This window comes from Sphingomonas chungangi, assembly GCF_013778325.1.
GTDB lineage: Bacteria > Pseudomonadota > Alphaproteobacteria > Sphingomonadales > Sphingomonadaceae > Solisphingomonas > Solisphingomonas chungangi.
This window is the reverse complement of record NZ_JACEIB010000006.1, coordinates 317,190-333,589: the sequence shown is the minus strand read 5'-3', so window position 1 is coordinate 333,589 and position 16,400 is coordinate 317,190. Positions and strand designations below refer to the sequence as shown.

Genomic DNA, 16,400 nt, shown 5'->3' with positions numbered 1-16,400 from the left:
GACCGACAGAGCCTTGGATTCACGCGCCTCCGCCATAGGCGCTCGCACGCTGCCCGCGGGCGTGGTCCCCCCCGGATGTTCAAAGCGACTGGCAAACGATCGCACGGCGGCGAGCGCGCGACCGTCCCGAGGGCTCACGGGTCTGGCGAATGCCGCCGGCATGACGCTTAGTGCCGAAGCATCTGCTCCGGCCCTCGCACATCCAATCAGACCAGGCGCACAGCGTTTGAAGGCTCGTGCGGTCGAAGCGATTAGCGGGCACGCTTGCCGTTATGCAGGTTCGCGGGGCGCTTAATCGACCGGCTTCTGATTTTCGTTGAGACCGCTATAGTCGCCCTCCTTCGGCGCCCCGCCCTCGTCTTCTCCTTCGTTGTCGCCGTGATCGTGACCGCCCGCGCCGCTCTTGGGCTTCGTGGCAAGGCTATCCTCGGGACCGGTCCCGCCATCAGGATCAGATGGTGACGTCGACATGGCGCTATCCTTCTTTTATCGGAAAGATCCAAGCGCGCGGCGGGCGCCGTTGATCCCGTCGTTACGGCGCTGTCGTGCTGGAAGGCAGCTAGACGTCCTATAGGCGACCATCTTGCCGCGCCAAAATAACCGGGCAGACGAGACGGGCAGCGATCCGCTAGGTGAAGATCGGCAATTGACGCCTTGTGGCTTCACGGCTCGGCCGGTCGGACACGCACAGTGCGCTGTTGCGGTGCAGCAACACTCAGGAGATTAGCGCCTCTGTCAGGAACTAGCGTTTCGGGCCCTCGTTCTCCCGCCGCACGTACCCCAACCGCAAGAGGCTTATCATCATGCGCAATATAAAGAAGGTCGCGATTGCGGCGCTGACGCTGGCTGCCTGTGGCACGGCGGCATCCGCCCAGGATACGTCCTTTCGCGGCTTCCGCATCGAGGGACAGGCCGGCTATGACTGGGCCCATTCCGAGGGCAATCACAACGGCAAGTTCGGCTTCGGCGGCTCCGCCGGTTTCGATGGCGTGATCGCCAACCGGATCGTGATCGGACCGGAATTCAACTATTGGCACGAGAACCATGGCGGGAACACCGTCGTGACCGCTTTCCCTGGCGCGGTCGTCGCCCACCAGCAACGCGATCAGATCGGCGGAGACATCCGGGTGGGCTATCTCGTCACGCCCGATTTTCTGGTCTTCGGTAAGGGCGGCTACGTCAACGAGGCGCAGCGCAGGCTGATCGTAGCGGACGACGGCTCATCCTCGTTCGGTCGCGGCCACGCTGACGGCTATCAATATGGCGGCGGGGTCGAGTTCACCCTGCACGACAAGTTCTCGGCAGTCCCCGGCGGCCTTTACGTGAGCGCTCAATATGTGCGCTCGCAGTTCGACAATCATACAGCCGATAATCATGCGATGGGCGGCATTGGGTTCCGGTTCAAATAAGCAGGATCCCGCGGCGCATGCAAAGGGCGGTTCCGTAAGGAACCGTCCTTTTTGTCGGCGATGCCGTATGACTTGAAAGATTATTCACTTTTTCCACAGAGAAATTGTTCTGCGAACGCGCAGTCAATCGCCATCCCCGCCTTCAGGCTCCGTCGGATCGAGGAGTGCCGGAACGCCCCTGATGCGGAATCACTCTGGGAAGCGGCCCTTGGCGGCCTCCAGATCCGCGACGCGGTCGACGTCCTGCAGTTCGGCAGGATTGGCGAGCACGATCTCGGCCTGCTCCAGAATCGCGCGCGCCCCCCGATCGTTGGACAGCGTTTCCAGAGTGTCGAACCATGTGGCACCGAACAGCGCCGGAGGCATCCGGAAAATGCCGTCGCTCGATGCGACCATTGTATCCGGCCCGCGATAGCGGGCAACAAGTCGTTCGAGATGCGCCACGCTCACGAAGGGCATATCGGCCAGCGCGATCAGCACGGCGTCGATATCGGCTCGGCGTGCGGCACTGACACCGAGAGCGATGGACTTCGCCATCCCCGCATCCCGCCGATCGTTCGGCACGACCGTGAAATCGGGCCATGCCATGCCGCCCGAGCCGGTGACGACGATATGCCTGTCCAGCGGCAGCGAAGTCAGCGTCCGGGCGGCATGAAGGCCGAGCGGCAGGTCGCCGAGAAGCGCCGCCAGCTTGTCGCCGTCCGTGAACCGGTCCGAGCGGCCGGCGGCGAGCAGCACGGCCGCGACCTTCATTCGCCGTCTCGCGCCAGAGTTGCGACCATGGCTGCCGCCACTGACAGAGCGCTTTCGGCCGCTCCGATCGCGCCGATGTCGATGCCCGCCGGTCCCTCGATCCGATCGAGATCCGCACGCGCGACGCCCACTGCCGCCAGACGCTCCAGCCGGGCTGCGTGGCTGCGTCGCGACCCGAGCGCCGCGACATAACCGGTCGGTCGGCTCAGCGCGGCGATCAGCGCGGGATCGTCGATCTTCGGGTCATGGCTGAGCGTGACGACGGCGCTGCCGCCATCTGGCTTCCACGCTGCGATCGCCTCGTCCGGCCACCGATCGTCGAGTTCGGTCTCTGGAAACCGCTCTTCGGTCAGGAAGCGCCCGCGCGGATCGATGACGACGGGGCGGATGCCGAGCGTCCGGGCGATGCCTACCAGGCTTTGCGCGATCTGGACCGCGCCGACGATGAACAACCTCCGGGGCGGGGCGTAGCGATTGACGAAAAGATCGGACGTGTCCGTCGCCGCTAAAGCGCTCCGCCCTGTATCAAGATCGGTGGCGATATGGATAGTGCTGCCCGACTCGCGTCCCGCGACAACGGCGTCGAAGAGATCCGGCGCATAGCCGGTCTCGCCGACCGGCTGCACCAGGACCTCGATGCTCCCTCCACATGGCAGCCCGACCTCCCAGGCGGAGGCATCGGACACGCCATAGCGCCGCTTCTCGGCCTTGCCGGTCGCCATCACCTGCTCGGCGAGCGCCAGCACCTCTCCCTCGACGCAGCCGCCCGATACCGATCCCTCGAAGCGGCCATCGGCATGCATGAGCATGTGACTGCCGCGTGGGCGTGGCGCCGACCCCCAGGTGGAGACGACGGTCGCCAAAGCCATCGAGGCTCCGCGCCAGGATTTGAAGGCGGTGAGAACGGGTTCGTGATCCTGCATACTTGCTGAAATAGGCTGCGGCGGACGACCGGGCAATCAGGTGACGGTCGGCAAGCCGTTCGAGATATTAGGCAACCGTGATCGGAGAGCACGCACGCCTACGCCCGTCGGTTTGTAGACTCCCTTGGCGATACCCGCTGGTACAACGAATGTTCCGAGCTCGCCGACTCTCTTCACCGGCGATGAGATCAGATCGATCTCGTCAAGGAAGATTACTTCCGTGTCCTGAAGATCGTTCGGTTTTTCCGGCCATATCCGTCAAGATCGTGATTGACGAAGACGCTGCAGCGCGTGTCGACAGTGAGTTCTTCCATGAGCGTGGCGGCAACTTCCATCGTCATCGCACCGATGACCGTGCTACGCGCCGATTTCGGATTGAGAACGTCCCCTGCCGCGCAGACGGCCAGCATCCGGCGCACGCGGATTTTGCCGGATGCGGCATCTGGCGCCACCTCAACAAAATGACCACCGAAGGTCGATTGCTGATGCCGTTTGTCGGGATCGCCACGCTCAATCCCGTTATCGCCGACGGGTTCGCCTGCGACGGCGACGTTCCCAAGCGGAACCGCCTGATCGCCCGACCGCACTTCACCTCACCGCTGTTAAGGTCGCGTTCGGGTAGAGGCCCAAGCTATTGAACAGTCTCACGCAGCCTCAGCTAGCACCTGCGATATACCCGATACAGCTAAGCCCATCACGAGGCTCCAGACGGTCTTGCTTGCCATGCCTTCGGCAAACAGCAGACCCTGCCCAACCCCAGGCAGGACATGGCTCACTCGTTCGCGCCGAGCGTCTGCTTCACCAGCGCGTTCCAAGGCTGGCCGTCGATCCGGCGCAGCAGGGACTCGTTGATCCCCTCGCGCAGCTTCGATCCCTGAGGCAACCCGAAGGCGTAGTCCTGCCGCCCGAAATTCCCCGGGACCAGCCGCAGTTTCCGGCTATATTGCTGCTTGATCACGTAGCGCAGCAGCGGCCGGTCGTAGACGAAGGCGTCGATCTGGCCCGAGGCGACCGCGTCCAACCCGGCCTGGATGGTCGGATAACGCTGGAAGCCCACGTCGGTCCGGTTGAGCCAGTCTTCCGCCGCCGATCCGGCAATCGAGCCGACCTTGGCGCTGGCGAGATCGTCCGCATTCTTGATCTGGCCACTCAGCCGGCTTTCGGTGAGCGACGAAGCAATCATGCCGGTGAACGTCGAGATGATGATAATCGCGGCGAACATCCAGACGGTCGCGATGATTCGGCCTGCGAGCGTGCGCGGCGCCTTGTCGCCATAGCCGACCGTCGTCATCGTCACGGCCGAGAACCAGAAGCCCGCGCCTATCCCCTTCGCGGTAGATCCGCCGAACTGCTCGTCGTTGGCGCGCCGCTCGGCCAGCCAGAAGAGAAAACCGATCACCAGCAGCACGCTCGCGAGCGCCAGTACCGCCTGCAGGAAACCCCAGGTGAAGAAATTGCGCAGCAGCACGAGCCAGGCGGGCGGCGACTTGCCGACCGCTATGCCGAAGCCGGTCGTGTAATAAGGATGGGTGAAATCGATCTTGAGCTCGCGCCCCGGCGTCACCGTCAGCGCGCCGACGCTGGCGGCATAGCGGCCCTGCGCTACGCCATCGACCATGTTCTGGAGCGAGGTATCCTGAAAACGGAAGTTCAGGTTCTGGTCGTGCGCGATCCCGCGCCAGAGATCGATCGCCAGCCCCTGCCATTGCCCGTCCGGCCGCTTCATCGCAAAGGGCGGCGCCTCGTGCGTCGCGATCACGAGCGGGGCGCCCGGCTGTTGCTGAGCGGCAGCCGGAATGGCGAATAGCGCTGCGCACAGGACGACGAGATACCGCAGGAAACACATGATCGGCCCTCGATTTAGTGGAGCAGGCGAATTCAGCGCGTCTGCGTGAAATAGCTCAGGATGCTGCCCCAGAAGATGATCACGACGATCGCGAGGATCAGCCCGCCGACGATCAGGAAGAGCTTGCTGCCCCTGGCAGGCGGTTTGGGTTCGCTGTCCATGCCGGATGAACGCCCCGTGGCCTGATCGGTGCCTTAGCGCGTCCAGAGGTCGGCGAAGGACATCATGAAGAGGAAGCTCAGCCAGACGATCCCGATGAGGGCCGTCGTGCGGACCAGCGCGCTCGCTTTGCCCAGCCGCATGAAACCGCCGAGGACGAGCGCGGCCTGAAGGACGACCACGACGAGCGCGGCCGGCAGCTTCAGCGGCAGGCCCGGGATCAGCGCATAGGCCAGGCTGGAGGCGCCCAGCAGGAACAGGGCCGCCCAGATCCCGATCGCGCCCAGCACGATGGTCCGCTGTTCGGATGTGCCCGCCATCAGGGTCCCACCAGATACAATAGCGGCCACAGCAGCAGCCAGATGATGTCGACGAAATGCCAGTAGAGCGTCGTCACCTCGGCCACCATCCACCGCCGCGGCAGATCGAGCCGAAGCAGCCTCGCCACGCAACCGAGACCGATCGTCAGGTGGATCGCGTGCACGATCGTCACGAACCAGTAGAAGGACCAGAAGCGCGTCGCGCCGACCAATCCGGAGAAAGGAAAAGCGGGCGACGTTGGAAAAAGATGCTCCGACAGATCCTCGCGATATTCGAAGCCCTTGACCGCGAGGAAGGCCGTGCCGAGCGCGAGCGTGGCGAGGATCGCCCCGCGCGCGCCGCGCATCCAGCCCGCCTGCGCGGCGCGTTCGGCGACGGTGAGCGTGGCGCTGCTCGTCATCAGCAGCACCGTGTTGACGGTGCCGAGCAGCAGGTTGGCCCGCGCGGCACCCTTCGCGAAGCCGACCGGATCCTGCATCCGCGCGACCGCATAGAGGAAGAAGAAACCGCCGAAGAACAGGATCTCGGTCGCCAGGAACAGCCAGAGCCCGAACACCATCGCCTCGCGCTGCCGCTCGGGCTCCTCAAACGGCTCGACCAGGATCGGCGTGCTGCTCATGCGGGATCCGTCTGTGGCGTCTCGTCGGCGTCGCCCGGTGCCTCGTCCCAATCATGATAGGCGTAGGGCTCGCTCCGCACGACCGGCGGCTCGTGGAAATTGTGCTGGGGCGGCGGCGAGGAGGTGGTCCATTCGAGCCCGGTCGCGTCGCGCGGATTGTCACCGGCGCGCTCGCCATGGAGCAAAGAGTAGCCGAGGTAGAAGAGCGGCATCAGATAGCCCACCGCCAGCACCACCGCGCCGGTCGACGACATCACGTTCCACACCTGAAATTCGGGCGGATATTCGTGATAGCGCCTCGGCATGCCGAGATAGCCGAGGATGAACTGCGGGAAGAAGGTGAAGTTGAACCCGAAGAACAGCCACAAGGCCGCCGACCGCGCGAAATTCTCGTTGTAGAGCCGCCCGGTAATCTTCGGCCACCAGAAGTGCAGCCCGCCGAAGAAGGCCGACACCGCGCCGCCCACCATGATGTAGTGGAAGTGCGCCACCACGAAATAGGTGTCGGACAGATGCACGTCGACCGGGATCGACGCCAGGAAGAGGCCGGTCAGCCCGCCCAGCGTGAACAGCCCGACGAAGCCCAGCGCGTAGAGCATCGGCGCGGAGAAGCGGATGCGCCCGCGATAGAGCGTGCCCGTCCAGTTGAACACCTTGATCGCGCTCGGCACGGCGATGACGAACGAAAGGAAGCTGAAGATCATGCTGGCGAAGGGCGACTGCCCCGCCACGAACATGTGATGCCCCCAGACGAGGAAGCCGATCACCGCGATCACCAGCATGGCGTAGACCATGAACTGGTAGCCGAAGACCCGCCGCCGCGCCTCGCAGGCGATGATCTCGCTGACCACACCCATCGCCGGCAGGATCATGATGTAGACGGCCGGGTGGCTGTAGAACCAGAAGATGTGCTGGAACAGCACCGGGTCGCCGCCCACCCTCGGGTCGAAGATCGGCAGCCCGAGCAGCCGCTCGCCGCAGATCAGCAGCAACGCCATCGCCAGCACGGGCGTCGCCAGCACCATGACCAGGCTGGTCGCGTACATCGCCCAGGCGAAGAGCGGCAGCCGCATCCAGGTCATGCCCTTGGTGCGCAGCAGATGGATCGTCGCGATGAAGTTGATGCCGGTCGCGATCGACGAGAAGCCGACCACGAAGATGCCGAACGCCGCCAGGAGCACGTAGCTGTTCGAATAGAGCGTCGATAGCGGCGTGTAGAAGGTCCAGCCGGTATCCACCCCACCCAGCAGCAACGCCGCCAGCGTGAACAGCCCGGCGGTCACGTAGAGATACCAGCTCATCAGGTTGAGGCGCGGGAAGGCGACGTCCTTGGCGCCGACCATCAGCGGCAGCAGGAAATTGCCCAGCGTCCCCGGGATCGAGGGGATCAGGAAGAACCAGACCATGATCACGCCATGCAGCGTGAACAGGCGGTTATATTCGTCGGCGGTCGTCAGGTCGCCGGCGGGCGTGAACAGTTCCAGCCGGATCATCGTCGCAGCCGCACCGCCGATGAAGAAGAACACCGTGATCGAGGCCGCATAGAGGATGGCGATCCGCTTGTGATCGGTCGACAGCAGCCAGGAGCGCAGCGTCGTGCCCGCCGTCAGATAGCTGGTCTCGTCGGGCTCGCGGGCGAGCAGGCCGGTATCGTCTACTTTCATCGCGCCGCGCTCCGCCTGTCGTCGAGCGATTTGATGTAGGCGACGAGCGCCACCACCTGCTCCTCGCTGGCCACACCCTGGTAGGCGGGCATGGTCGATGAATAGCCCGCCACCACCTTCGCCTCGGGTCGCTCGATGCTTTCGCGCAGATAATCCTCGTCAGCGGTGACACGGCTGCCATCCGTCAGCACGACCTGCGATCCGTAGAGGCCGGCGAGCGAAGGCGCAGGCACCCGCGCATTCGCGCCATGGCAGGCGGAGCAGCCGAGCGCGGTGTAGAGTTGCCCGCCCTCTCCGGCCAGATCCTCGCCATGCGGTTGCGCCGAGAGCCAGCGCGCATAGGCTTCGGGCTGCATCACGGTGATCGTGCCGGTCATCCGGGCATGATCGGTGCCGCAATATTCGGTGCAGAACAGATGATAGTCACCCACTTCCTTCGCCTCGAACCAGGTGGTGGTGTACCGGCCCGGCAGCACGTCCTGCTTGATGCGGAAGGCGGGCACGCCGAAGCTGTGGATGACATCCTGGCTCGTCATCTCCAGCTTCACCGGTACGCCCACTGGCACGTGCAGCGCGTCGATCTCGCGCACGCCTTCGGGATGCTGCACCTTCCACATCCATTGCTTGGCGACGACGTGGATCTCGAGCGCATCCTTGGGCAGCAGGAAGTGCGGCAGTTGCGCCGCCGCCGCCCACCAGAAGACGAACAATGCGACAAAAAGGGTGGAGACCGTCCAGCCGATCTCGACCTCGCGGCTCATCCATTCCGGCAGCGGGCCGCGATAGGCGTCGGTGCCGCGCCGGTATTTGATCGCGAAGGCGAAGACGAGCCCGCCGACGATGGCCATGATCAGCACGCTGAGGCCGACGAGGCCCCAGAAGATGCGGTCCACGGAAGGCGCGAGGGTCGAAGCCTCAGGCAGCATCGCGCGCCCTCCGATGACCGATCAGGAAGAGCGCGAGCGCGACGCAGATGAGTACCCCGCCGATCCGAAGGCCGAGGACGATCGGCGCGGCATAGACGCCGTGCGCGCTCGCCAGCCCGTAGCAGATCGCACTGATGCGCCCGGCGAGACTGTCGTCCGGTCTTGGAGCCGGCGGAGCATAGACGACGCCCTGCCGCGCGCCTGCGATCGCGGCTGCGAGCTGTGGCGCGGTCGAGGCGGTTTCCGCCAGCAGGGCGGACAACCGGCCCGCCTGACCGAATACGTAGATGGCCGCGTCGTGGGCGAACTGATCGGCCTGGGCGTCGTAGACGGCGTGATAGCCGAGCGCCGCTTCCGCCTGCCGGATGGTCGGCGGCGACCCGGTGAGGAGGGCCATGGCCGACCGCTCCGCATCAAGGCCCCGCAAGCGATCGGTCGCCAGCCGCGCCGCGAGCGCCGGGCCATCCTGATCGAGGCCGATCACGATCATCCGATAGTCGCGGCCCGGCGTCAGCCCGGCATCGTGGAGCGCACCGGCCGTCAGCGTGATACCCGGACCGCAGATATGGCGGCAGCTGTAATCGGCGAACAGCAGCACCGTCGGTACCGGCCCGTTGGCGAGCCGATAGGGACGTTCCGCCTGATCGACGAAGGCGAGCCCGGCCGGAAGCCTCGCCCCTGCCGGCGGCGTCGCTCCAACGCCCGCGAGCTCGGCCGGGGTGAGCGCGGCACGAACTGGCGATGCCCACAGCGCCAGCAGGAGGAGCAGGATCCGCATCACTGGTTCCACACCGCATTGCCGTCCGACGCCACCTCGGCCATGGCCCGGTCGATCCCGGCGGGCGGCTGGGTCGGCGCCACCGGATTCCGGTCGTCGGGCGCGCTGTCGATGGTCTCGAGCACGGGCTGCGGGAAGGGATGCGGATCCGGGCGGGTCCGGGGCGCATAACGGTGATTGTAGAAGAGCGCCGCGCCGATCACCAACGCCAGCAGCAGGATCAGGAACAGCGCCAGCCCCTTGATCGCCGGACGGGGATCGACGTCCCAACCTTCATAGTCCTGGCTCATGCGACGGCTCCCCGCGCCAGTCCACCGATGGCGAGGACGCCGGCGAACGCTGCGAGCAGGCCGAGCCATCCGGTCGGGCCGGCCGCTACCCAGACGATCGTGAGGCCCAGCCCCAGCAGCGCGAGCAGGCCGGCCTGCCGGCGCGCAGGCTCGCTGCGGCCGATGCCGACCAGCAGGATCGGGCCGAGCAGTCCCAATGCCAGGGCAAGCCCGGGCAGCAACGCGGCCGGCATGATCCCGCGCTGCACGTACCAGCCAACATGCGCGGGCAGGTTGCCGAACCAGACGATCGCGAAATCGATGTAGAGCAGATAGGCTAGCCCCAGCCCGCTTGCGACGATCAGATAGGCGAGATCGCGGCGCTGCGCCGGGGTGCCGAGCCCTGCGGCACAGGCGAACGCCGCCGCCCCGCCGATCTGCATGACCGCGAGGATCATCGGCGCGGCCGAATTGGGCTGGCCGGGCATAACGCCGAGCAGCCAGTCATAGCCCATCACCGACACCACCAGCCCATGCGCGAGCAACAGCGGGCCGGCCGGCACCGATGGCCGGCAGGCGAGCGCCCTCGCCGTCCATGTCCAGAACAACAGCGCGAAAGCCGCGCGGATCGCGAAGGCCAGCGGCGACAGCCAGATATGGAGATGGCCCGCCGGCCAATGGAACAGCGCCTGCCCCGCGACCACGGGGATCAGCAGGAAACCGAGCCAGGGCAGCGGCCCGAGCAGTGGCTGGAGTGCCGCCTCCCAGTCCGCGCCCACCACGCGAGCGATCAGCAGCAGGACGACGGCGCCGACGGGAACCGCGCTCAGCAGCAGGAATGCAGCCCGCCAGCCGTCCGCGGCGGCGGCCGGATCGATGATGGCCAGCCACGCCAGCAGGACCACGCCGACGAAAGAGGCAAGGAGGGCGCCGGCCCTCACGCGCCCTTCTCCGCACGCAGCCGCTTGAGCGCCTCGACATAGGCGGCGATCGCCCAGCGATCCTGGGGCTCGATACGGTCCGCAAAGGGATACATCACGCCGGAGCCGCGGGTGATCACGTCGACTGTCCTGCGAGGATGATCCTGCGCGCCGAAGGCCGGGGGCCTCGGGAATCCCCGCGCGACCACCCGCCCCCCGCCACCGCCGTCCTCCGCGTGGCAGGCCGTGCAGAAGATCCGATATTGCTCCTGACCCCGTGCCAGCAGGACCGGCCTCACGGCAGGCGGCGTCGCGAGCGCGGCATCGCGATCCGGCTGGTCCTGCGCCACGGTGCCGTCCGGCGCGGAATCGCTGGCCGCCGGACCTCCCGGCCACAGCGTGTCGCCGCTCTGCGCCCCATGTTTCGTCTGCCGAGTCATCGACAGGTCGCATCCGCCTAGCGGCAGCAGCAAAGCGAGCCACGCCACCCTCATCGCGTCACGAGGCGGCTGTGCACCGCCCCCGCCTTGGCCAGCAGCGCCAGGACATCACCGCCCTCCTCCTCATCGCAGGAGAGCGCGATCACGAAATGGTCGGACGAGGCTCGCTCGACCTCGTCGATATCGAAGGCCGGATGGTGGAGGCGCGTCATCCCGGCGCGGATAAGAAATGCGGCCATGCCGGCGATCCCGGCCGCGAGCGCGCCGAGCTCGATCGGGGCGATCAGGAAGACCTGCCACGAATGGAGCGGGCGCCCGCCGCTGTCGAACGGATAGGCCTGCGTCGCGGTCCACCAGATGAAGGCATAGAACAGGATCGCCGCGCCGAGCCCGCCGAGACAGGCGATCCACGGGATCGACGCCGCCGGCTCCTTGCCGATCTCCTCGATCTCAACCGGATAGGGAGACCAGAGGCCGACGATCCGGCGCTTGTCCTCTCCCGCGCGCGCCACCGCAGCGCGGAACGCCGCCTCCCGCGCGAAGCTGGCCAGCGCGAGCGCGGTCATGCCCTCGCCTCCTCGGCCAGCTCGCGCATCTCGTACATCGGCACCAGCGGGATCACCCGCGACAGCAGGAGGAAGGCGGAAACGAACAGGCCGGCGGTGCCCGCGAGGATCAAGAAATCGATCGCAGTCGGCACATAGAGCGTCCAGGCGGCGGGCTCGTAGCCGATCGACAGCGTGTTGCAGAGGATCAGGATACGCTCGAAATACATGCCCACCAGCACGCCGAGCGCGACGATCACCAGCACCGGCACCGAGCGCCTGAGCGCCGGGCTCCAGAACAGCTGCGGCAGCAGGCAGTTACCCAGGATCATCCCGTAGGTGAGGCCCGCATAGGGGCCGGTGAAGCTGAACCTGATGAAGCGCAGGTCCGCCGCCTCGCCCGTCCACAGCGCGGACAGCCATTCGCTGCCATAGGCCAGCAGCATCACCGATCCGGCGGCGAGCAGCATCTTCGCGCAGGCATCGAGGTGTGCGGGCCGGATCATCGCCTCCAGCCCCAGCGCATGGCGGATGACGAGCGCCAGCAGCAGAACCATCGCGAAACCGGAGAAATAGGCGCCGACCACGAAATAAGGCGGGAAGACGCTCTCGGTCCAGCCGGGCATCAAGGAGGCGGCGAAGTCTAGCCCGACGATCGAGTGGACCGAGCAGACCAGTGGCGTCGCGATCACCGCCATCGTGCGCTGGAGGCGCTGGTGCGCGCGCCACTGGGCGGGCGTCCCCTGCCAGCCGAGCGCGAAGGCGCCCCAGATGCGCCGCCAGCGGCGCGGCCCCTCCCGGTCGCGCAAGGTCGCGAGATCGGGGATCAGGCCGAGATAGAAGAAGATTACCGAAAACAGCAGGTAGGAGAGGATCGCCCAGAAATCCCACACCAGAGCCGATCGCCATTGCGGCCACAGGTCCATCGTGTTCGGGTAAGGCGCCATCCAGTAGAAATATATGGGCCGGCCGAGGTGGATGATCGGGAACAGCCCTGCGATCGAGACGGCGAGGATCGTCATCGCCTCGGCGAAGCGGTTGATCGCGTTGCGCCATTTCTGGCGGGTGAGCAGCAGCAGCGCGGAGATCAGGGTGCCGGCGTTGCCGATGCCGATCCACCAGACGTAATTGGCGATCGGGAAGCCCCACACTACGGCGGAGTTGTTGCCCCACATGCCGGGCCCGTAGGCGAAGGAGATGCCGGTCGCGAGCGCCCCGACCCCGGCTAGGCCGAGCGAGACGAGCAAGGCGATCCACCAGCGCTTCCCCGCCCGCCCCTCGACGAGCGGTCCGGCGATCGCATCGGTGATCGCGCGATGGTCGTGCATCGACGGCAGCAGCCAGCGCGCGGCGTCGCTCATGCCTCGTCTCCGGCATTGCGGACCTTGGCGAGGTAGGTGGTGCGCGGCCGGGTGCCGAGCTCCTCCAGCAGCGCATAGTGACGCGGATCCCGCCGCTGCTCGACGACGTCCGATCCCGCATCGGCGAGATTGCCGAACCGGATCGCCTGCGTCGGGCAGGCCGACTGGCAGGCGGTGACAGGCGTCCCCAGCGGTGCGCCGGTGGCATCCGCCTCATGCTTGGCCGCCTCGATCCGCTGCACGCAATAGGTGCATTTCTCCATCACGCCGCGGGCGCGGACGGTGACGTCCGGGTTCCGCTGCGCGCTCACCGGCGCGGGATCGAGATCGCCCCACAGATCGGCGCCGGCATAATCGAGGAAGTTGAAGCGCCGCACCTTGTAGGGACAATTGGCCTGGCAGGTGCGCGTTCCGATGCAGCGGTTGTAGACCTGGAGGTTGAGGCCATCGGCGCTGTGCACCGGCGCCTCGACCGGGCAGACCGGCTCGCAGGGCGCCTTCTCGCACTGCATGCAGGGTACTGGCTGGTAACCGCCGCCCGCGTCATGCTCGTAGCGATCGACGCGCAGCCAGTGCATGTCGCGTCCCTTGCCGATCTGCTCCGGCCCAATGGCGGGCACGTTGTTCTCCGCCTGGCAGGCGATGACACAGGCGTTGCAGCCGATGCAGGCCGACGTGTCGATCACCATCGCCCATTGCGGTGCGTCGGCGAGCGGTGGCGGGCCTTCTCCCAGCAGGGAGGCTTGCGGCGGTGCCTTGCGGACCGCCTCGCCCGGTTGCAGCACGGGATAGAGCGACGCCGCCTCGCCATCGAGCTCGAAATCGCGCTGGTTGCGCGGCGTGTGGACCCGGTCGCCGGTCGGCACGAGCGTTACGGGCCGGCTCACCCAGCCGCCATGAGCGCCGCGAAGCCGATAGCCGTCGGTGCCGGGGCCGAGGGTTCCGGGCGCGGTGGCGATCGGTCCGCCCGCCGTGCGTCCGTGGCCGAGCGGCAGCGTCGCCACGCCATCCGCCTGCCCCTCGACGATCTTCACAGGCGCGGTGAGACCCGCGAAGGCGACGACATCCTGATCAGCCACGCCCAGCCGCCGCGCATCGGCTGGAGAGATACGGAGCGCCGCGCCCCAGACCTGCCGGGTGATAGGATCCGGGCATTCCTGCGCCCACGCGTTGGTCGCGCCGCGCCCGTCCCACAGGGTCGCCGATGGCGGCAGGGTCACCACCATCGGGGGCGGCGCGGACGATGGCCGAGGCATCACCAGCTTTGCATCGCCGGCCTCGACCGGCTTCGCCGCCATGCCCTCCACGACGCCGGCCACGAGCAGGTCGCGCCAGTGTGTGTCGTCGGTCGCCTGCCATTGGCGGCGGACGCGATCATGGTCGTCGAGGCGAGGCCCGGCCGCATCGATCATGGCGATCGCCGCCAGCCCGCTGCGGCCGCCGAACAGCGGCTTCACCATCGGCTGGATGAGACCGACGGTGCCGTCCGGCCCCCGCGCATCGCCCCAGCTTTCCAGCGCGTGAACCAGAGGGGCGCGCCACCGGGTCGCCATGGCGGTCTCGTCGGCGAAGGCCGCGAAGGAGACGCTGAGCGGAACCCGCTTCAGCGCATCGCCGAAGCCCAGCGCCGGCGGCGCATACAGCAAGGGATTGGCATCGAGGACGAGCAACGTGGACACGCGGCCCGCCGCCATGTCGCGCGACAGGTCGGCGAGGCTTTCGACATGACCGGACGGATCGGGATCGACAGGCTCGATCCAGTCGACGGGCGCCGCGAGCCGATGGTTGATCCAAGCGGCGAGCGCGTGGACCTGCGGCGGCTGGCCGCGCCCCGCCATCACGATGGCGCGGCCTTGCGCACCGCGAACATCCCTGATCATCGCGGCGACCACCCTGGCCGCCTCGGGCGGAAGCTCGACAGGGCCGGATGTTCCGGCCCCGAGCGATCCCGCGATAGCCAGCAGGGCATTGCCGATCAACGCCGGATGCAGCGCCGCGCGACGATCCGCGCACACGCCCGACTGGGTGAGTGACGGCTCGACGACATAGGTGCGCTGCGGCTTGCCCCTGGCCCCCCGCCGGTCGGCCCAGGCGCGCGCGAAGGCGATCTGGTCCGGCCCCGGCCCCAACGGATCGGCATCGAGCAGCACCAGCACGTCCGCCTCGGCCAGGCGCGGGCGCATGGTCAACGGCCGCCCGAAGGCGAGCCGCGTGCCCTCGCGCTCGGCATCGTCGTCGATCGCCTCGGCGCGGACATGCCGCAGGCCCGGCATCCGCTGACGCGCCTCGGCGATCCGCGCGAGCAGGGTCGGCGACGTCACGCGGCCGGTGAGCAGCACCGTGCCCTCGCCATTCGAGCCGGCCAGCCGCGACACCAGAGCGCGCTCGAGCATCGACCAACCGCCGATCCCGTCCGGCCCGACCGGCGCGCGCAGCCGCTGCGGATCGTAGAGATCGAGGATCGCCGTCTCGACGAACAGGTCGGTGGCGCCGACGCTGGCCGGATGGCGTGCCGATCCTTCCAGCTTGATCGGTCGCCCGTCGACCACCAGCGCGGTCGCCCCGCGGCCATAACCGGCGAGCGTGAGTGTCGTCGCATAGCGGCGCGTCCGCCCGGCCCGGTCGCCGTCCTTGTCCTCGACCGCCGGGACGATCGGCTGATCGGGCTTGGAGCAGCCCGCCAGGCTCGCCGCCGCGCCCGCCGCGATCAGCCGCAGCACCTCGCGCCGCTCGACGAAGGGAGGGTCGCCTAGCGATGGCATGTCGAGCAATCCGTCAGGCGCCGCGTCCGGTGCAACCCGAGCACATGCGCGTGAATGCGCTTGAGCTCGTGGGGGGGATCGGCGGGTCGTAGGGGCGCGACAGCGTGATCCGGTCCTGCGGCACCAGCCGCCGCTCCGGATCGCGATGGCAATCGAGGCACCATTGCATCGTCATCGGCTTCGCCTGCGCGGTGAGCGGCATGGCGCGCAGGTCGCCGTGGCAGGCCGCGCAGGGCACGCCGTTGTTCACATGCACGTGATGATCGAAATAGACATAGTCGGGCAGCCGGTTGACCCGCGACCAGACCAGCGGCCGGCCGCTCGCGAAGCTGTCGCGCACCGGCGCCAGCATCGCAGCGTTCGTCCAGATCTGCGAATGGCAGGTCATGCAGACCTCGGTGGTCGGGACAGTCGCCTTCGCGTCGGTTTCGACCCCGACGTGGCAGAAGCGGCAATCGATCCCGAGCTCGCCGGCATGATGCTTGTGGCTGAACGGCACCGTCTGCTCGACGAAGCGGTCCTGCCCGGTGATGTAGCCGGTATGCTGGAGGACGATGACGGCGACGAGCCCCAGCGGCGAGAGGATGAGCGCCAGCAACGCGATCCGCGCGATGCTGTTCGCTCCGGGGCGGAATAGCTGCGCCAAGCCGTCGATCTTCCCCTTGGAAGCGTGTCCCCTCGCCCAGCCTAACGCATTCGCGACGA

Annotated in this window: 19 protein-coding genes; 1 reads left to right on the top strand and 18 read right to left on the bottom strand. The window is 67.2% G+C overall.

Annotation, left to right across the window (positions count from 1 at the left end; all coding sequences use genetic code 11):
• Nucleotides 1–291: 291 nt before the first annotated feature.
• Nucleotides 292–471, bottom strand: coding sequence for a hypothetical protein (locus HZF05_RS09930; protein WP_160365903.1), 180 nt, complete (start codon nucleotides 469–471; stop codon nucleotides 292–294).
• Between the two features lie 332 nt (nucleotides 472–803).
• Between HZF05_RS09930 and HZF05_RS09925 the strand changes: the two genes are divergently transcribed.
• Nucleotides 804–1,409, top strand: coding sequence for an outer membrane protein (locus HZF05_RS09925; protein ID WP_160365902.1), 606 nt, complete (start codon nucleotides 804–806; stop codon nucleotides 1,407–1,409).
• A gap of 189 nt (nucleotides 1,410–1,598) precedes the next feature.
• On the opposite strand, the gene HZF05_RS09920 is transcribed toward HZF05_RS09925, so the two are convergent.
• From HZF05_RS09920 to HZF05_RS09845, 17 genes are all read right to left on the bottom strand, one after another.
• Complete coding sequence (locus HZF05_RS09920; protein ID WP_160365901.1) at nucleotides 1,599–2,162, bottom strand: nucleotidyltransferase family protein; 564 nt, start codon at nucleotides 2,160–2,162, stop codon at nucleotides 1,599–1,601.
• Complete coding sequence (locus HZF05_RS09915) at nucleotides 2,159–3,085, bottom strand: XdhC family protein (RefSeq protein ID WP_160365900.1); 927 nt, start codon at nucleotides 3,083–3,085, stop codon at nucleotides 2,159–2,161. The genes HZF05_RS09920 and HZF05_RS09915 overlap by 4 nt, the downstream gene beginning before the upstream one ends.
• A 212-nt stretch (nucleotides 3,086–3,297) precedes the next feature.
• The gene (locus tag HZF05_RS22290) at nucleotides 3,298–3,672 is read right to left on the bottom strand and encodes a molybdopterin cofactor-binding domain-containing protein (protein ID WP_343046865.1); all 375 of its coding nucleotides are present in this window, start codon (nucleotides 3,670–3,672) and stop codon (nucleotides 3,298–3,300) included.
• 185 nt (nucleotides 3,673–3,857) lie between these two features.
• Nucleotides 3,858–4,931: a transporter substrate-binding domain-containing protein gene (locus HZF05_RS09905; protein WP_160365899.1), complete on the bottom strand. Its 1,074-nt coding sequence runs from the start codon at nucleotides 4,929–4,931 to the stop codon at nucleotides 3,858–3,860.
• 32 nt (nucleotides 4,932–4,963) lie between these two features.
• A complete protein-coding gene (locus tag HZF05_RS22135; protein WP_281367500.1) occupies nucleotides 4,964–5,092 on the bottom strand; it encodes a hypothetical protein in 129 nt (42 codons plus the stop codon).
• A 33-nt stretch (nucleotides 5,093–5,125) separates the two neighbouring features.
• Nucleotides 5,126–5,410, bottom strand: coding sequence for a hypothetical protein (locus HZF05_RS09900; RefSeq protein ID WP_160365898.1), 285 nt, complete (start codon nucleotides 5,408–5,410; stop codon nucleotides 5,126–5,128).
• Nucleotides 5,410–6,030 (bottom strand): cytochrome c oxidase subunit 3, encoded by a 621-nt coding sequence (locus tag HZF05_RS09895; RefSeq protein ID WP_160365897.1) that lies wholly within the window; start codon nucleotides 6,028–6,030, stop codon nucleotides 5,410–5,412. Before HZF05_RS09895 ends, HZF05_RS09900 begins: the two co-directional genes overlap by 1 nt.
• Nucleotides 6,027–7,694, bottom strand: a complete 1,668-nt coding sequence (gene ctaD, locus HZF05_RS09890) for a cytochrome c oxidase subunit I (RefSeq protein WP_160365896.1) — start codon at nucleotides 7,692–7,694, stop codon at nucleotides 6,027–6,029. Before ctaD ends, HZF05_RS09895 begins: the two co-directional genes overlap by 4 nt.
• Entirely contained in the window at nucleotides 7,691–8,620 is a 930-nt protein-coding gene (gene coxB / locus HZF05_RS09885; protein WP_160365895.1) for a cytochrome c oxidase subunit II, read from the bottom strand. The genes ctaD and coxB overlap by 4 nt, the downstream gene beginning before the upstream one ends.
• Nucleotides 8,610–9,398, bottom strand: a complete 789-nt coding sequence (locus HZF05_RS09880) for an SCO family protein (RefSeq protein ID WP_160365894.1) — start codon at nucleotides 9,396–9,398, stop codon at nucleotides 8,610–8,612. Before HZF05_RS09880 ends, coxB begins: the two co-directional genes overlap by 11 nt.
• Nucleotides 9,398–9,688 (bottom strand): hypothetical protein, encoded by a 291-nt coding sequence (locus tag HZF05_RS09875; RefSeq protein ID WP_160365893.1) that lies wholly within the window; start codon nucleotides 9,686–9,688, stop codon nucleotides 9,398–9,400. The genes HZF05_RS09880 and HZF05_RS09875 overlap by 1 nt, the downstream gene beginning before the upstream one ends.
• On the bottom strand, nucleotides 9,685–10,608 hold the full coding sequence (locus HZF05_RS09870; protein ID WP_160365892.1) for a hypothetical protein: 924 nt from the start codon (nucleotides 10,606–10,608) through the stop codon (nucleotides 9,685–9,687). The genes HZF05_RS09875 and HZF05_RS09870 overlap by 4 nt, the downstream gene beginning before the upstream one ends.
• Complete coding sequence (locus tag HZF05_RS09865; protein WP_220129787.1) at nucleotides 10,605–11,027, bottom strand: c-type cytochrome; 423 nt, start codon at nucleotides 11,025–11,027, stop codon at nucleotides 10,605–10,607. Before HZF05_RS09865 ends, HZF05_RS09870 begins: the two co-directional genes overlap by 4 nt.
• A gap of 50 nt (nucleotides 11,028–11,077) precedes the next feature.
• Nucleotides 11,078–11,593 carry a DUF3341 domain-containing protein gene (locus HZF05_RS09860; RefSeq protein WP_160365890.1) on the bottom strand — a complete coding sequence of 172 codons (516 nt, stop codon included), beginning with the start codon at nucleotides 11,591–11,593 and terminating at the stop codon, nucleotides 11,078–11,080.
• A complete protein-coding gene (gene nrfD / locus HZF05_RS09855) occupies nucleotides 11,590–12,933 on the bottom strand; it encodes an NrfD/PsrC family molybdoenzyme membrane anchor subunit (protein WP_160365889.1) in 1,344 nt (447 codons plus the stop codon). The genes HZF05_RS09860 and nrfD overlap by 4 nt, the downstream gene beginning before the upstream one ends.
• Nucleotides 12,930–15,695 carry a 4Fe-4S binding protein gene (locus tag HZF05_RS09850; RefSeq protein ID WP_160365888.1) on the bottom strand — a complete coding sequence of 922 codons (2,766 nt, stop codon included), beginning with the start codon at nucleotides 15,693–15,695 and terminating at the stop codon, nucleotides 12,930–12,932. The genes nrfD and HZF05_RS09850 overlap by 4 nt, the downstream gene beginning before the upstream one ends.
• A 13-nt stretch (nucleotides 15,696–15,708) precedes the next feature.
• On the bottom strand, nucleotides 15,709–16,341 hold the full coding sequence (locus HZF05_RS09845; protein ID WP_160365887.1) for a cytochrome c3 family protein: 633 nt from the start codon (nucleotides 16,339–16,341) through the stop codon (nucleotides 15,709–15,711).
• Between the last annotated feature and the right edge of the window lie 59 nt (nucleotides 16,342–16,400).

Coding starts and splice junctions, on each gene's coding strand:
- HZF05_RS09930 (WP_160365903.1), bottom strand. CDS start 471: ATGTCGACGTCACCATCTGATCCTGATGGCGGGACCGGTCCCGAGGAT.
- HZF05_RS09925 (WP_160365902.1), top strand. CDS start 804: ATGCGCAATATAAAGAAGGTCGCGATTGCGGCGCTGACGCTGGCTGCC.
- HZF05_RS09920 (WP_160365901.1), bottom strand. CDS start 2,162: ATGAAGGTCGCGGCCGTGCTGCTCGCCGCCGGCCGCTCGGACCGGTTC.
- HZF05_RS09915 (WP_160365900.1), bottom strand. CDS start 3,085: ATGCAGGATCACGAACCCGTTCTCACCGCCTTCAAATCCTGGCGCGGA.
- HZF05_RS09905 (WP_160365899.1), bottom strand. CDS start 4,931: ATGTGTTTCCTGCGGTATCTCGTCGTCCTGTGCGCAGCGCTATTCGCC.
- HZF05_RS22135 (WP_281367500.1), bottom strand. CDS start 5,092: ATGGACAGCGAACCCAAACCGCCTGCCAGGGGCAGCAAGCTCTTCCTG.
- HZF05_RS09900 (WP_160365898.1), bottom strand. CDS start 5,410: ATGGCGGGCACATCCGAACAGCGGACCATCGTGCTGGGCGCGATCGGG.
- HZF05_RS09895 (WP_160365897.1), bottom strand. CDS start 6,030: ATGAGCAGCACGCCGATCCTGGTCGAGCCGTTTGAGGAGCCCGAGCGG.
- ctaD (WP_160365896.1), bottom strand. CDS start 7,694: ATGAAAGTAGACGATACCGGCCTGCTCGCCCGCGAGCCCGACGAGACC.
- coxB (WP_160365895.1), bottom strand. CDS start 8,620: ATGCTGCCTGAGGCTTCGACCCTCGCGCCTTCCGTGGACCGCATCTTC.
- HZF05_RS09880 (WP_160365894.1), bottom strand. CDS start 9,398: ATGCGGATCCTGCTCCTCCTGCTGGCGCTGTGGGCATCGCCAGTTCGT.
- HZF05_RS09875 (WP_160365893.1), bottom strand. CDS start 9,688: ATGAGCCAGGACTATGAAGGTTGGGACGTCGATCCCCGTCCGGCGATC.
- HZF05_RS09865 (WP_220129787.1), bottom strand. CDS start 11,027: ATGACTCGGCAGACGAAACATGGGGCGCAGAGCGGCGACACGCTGTGG.
- HZF05_RS09860 (WP_160365890.1), bottom strand. CDS start 11,593: ATGACCGCGCTCGCGCTGGCCAGCTTCGCGCGGGAGGCGGCGTTCCGC.
- nrfD (WP_160365889.1), bottom strand. CDS start 12,933: ATGAGCGACGCCGCGCGCTGGCTGCTGCCGTCGATGCACGACCATCGC.
- HZF05_RS09850 (WP_160365888.1), bottom strand. CDS start 15,695: ATGCCATCGCTAGGCGACCCTCCCTTCGTCGAGCGGCGCGAGGTGCTG.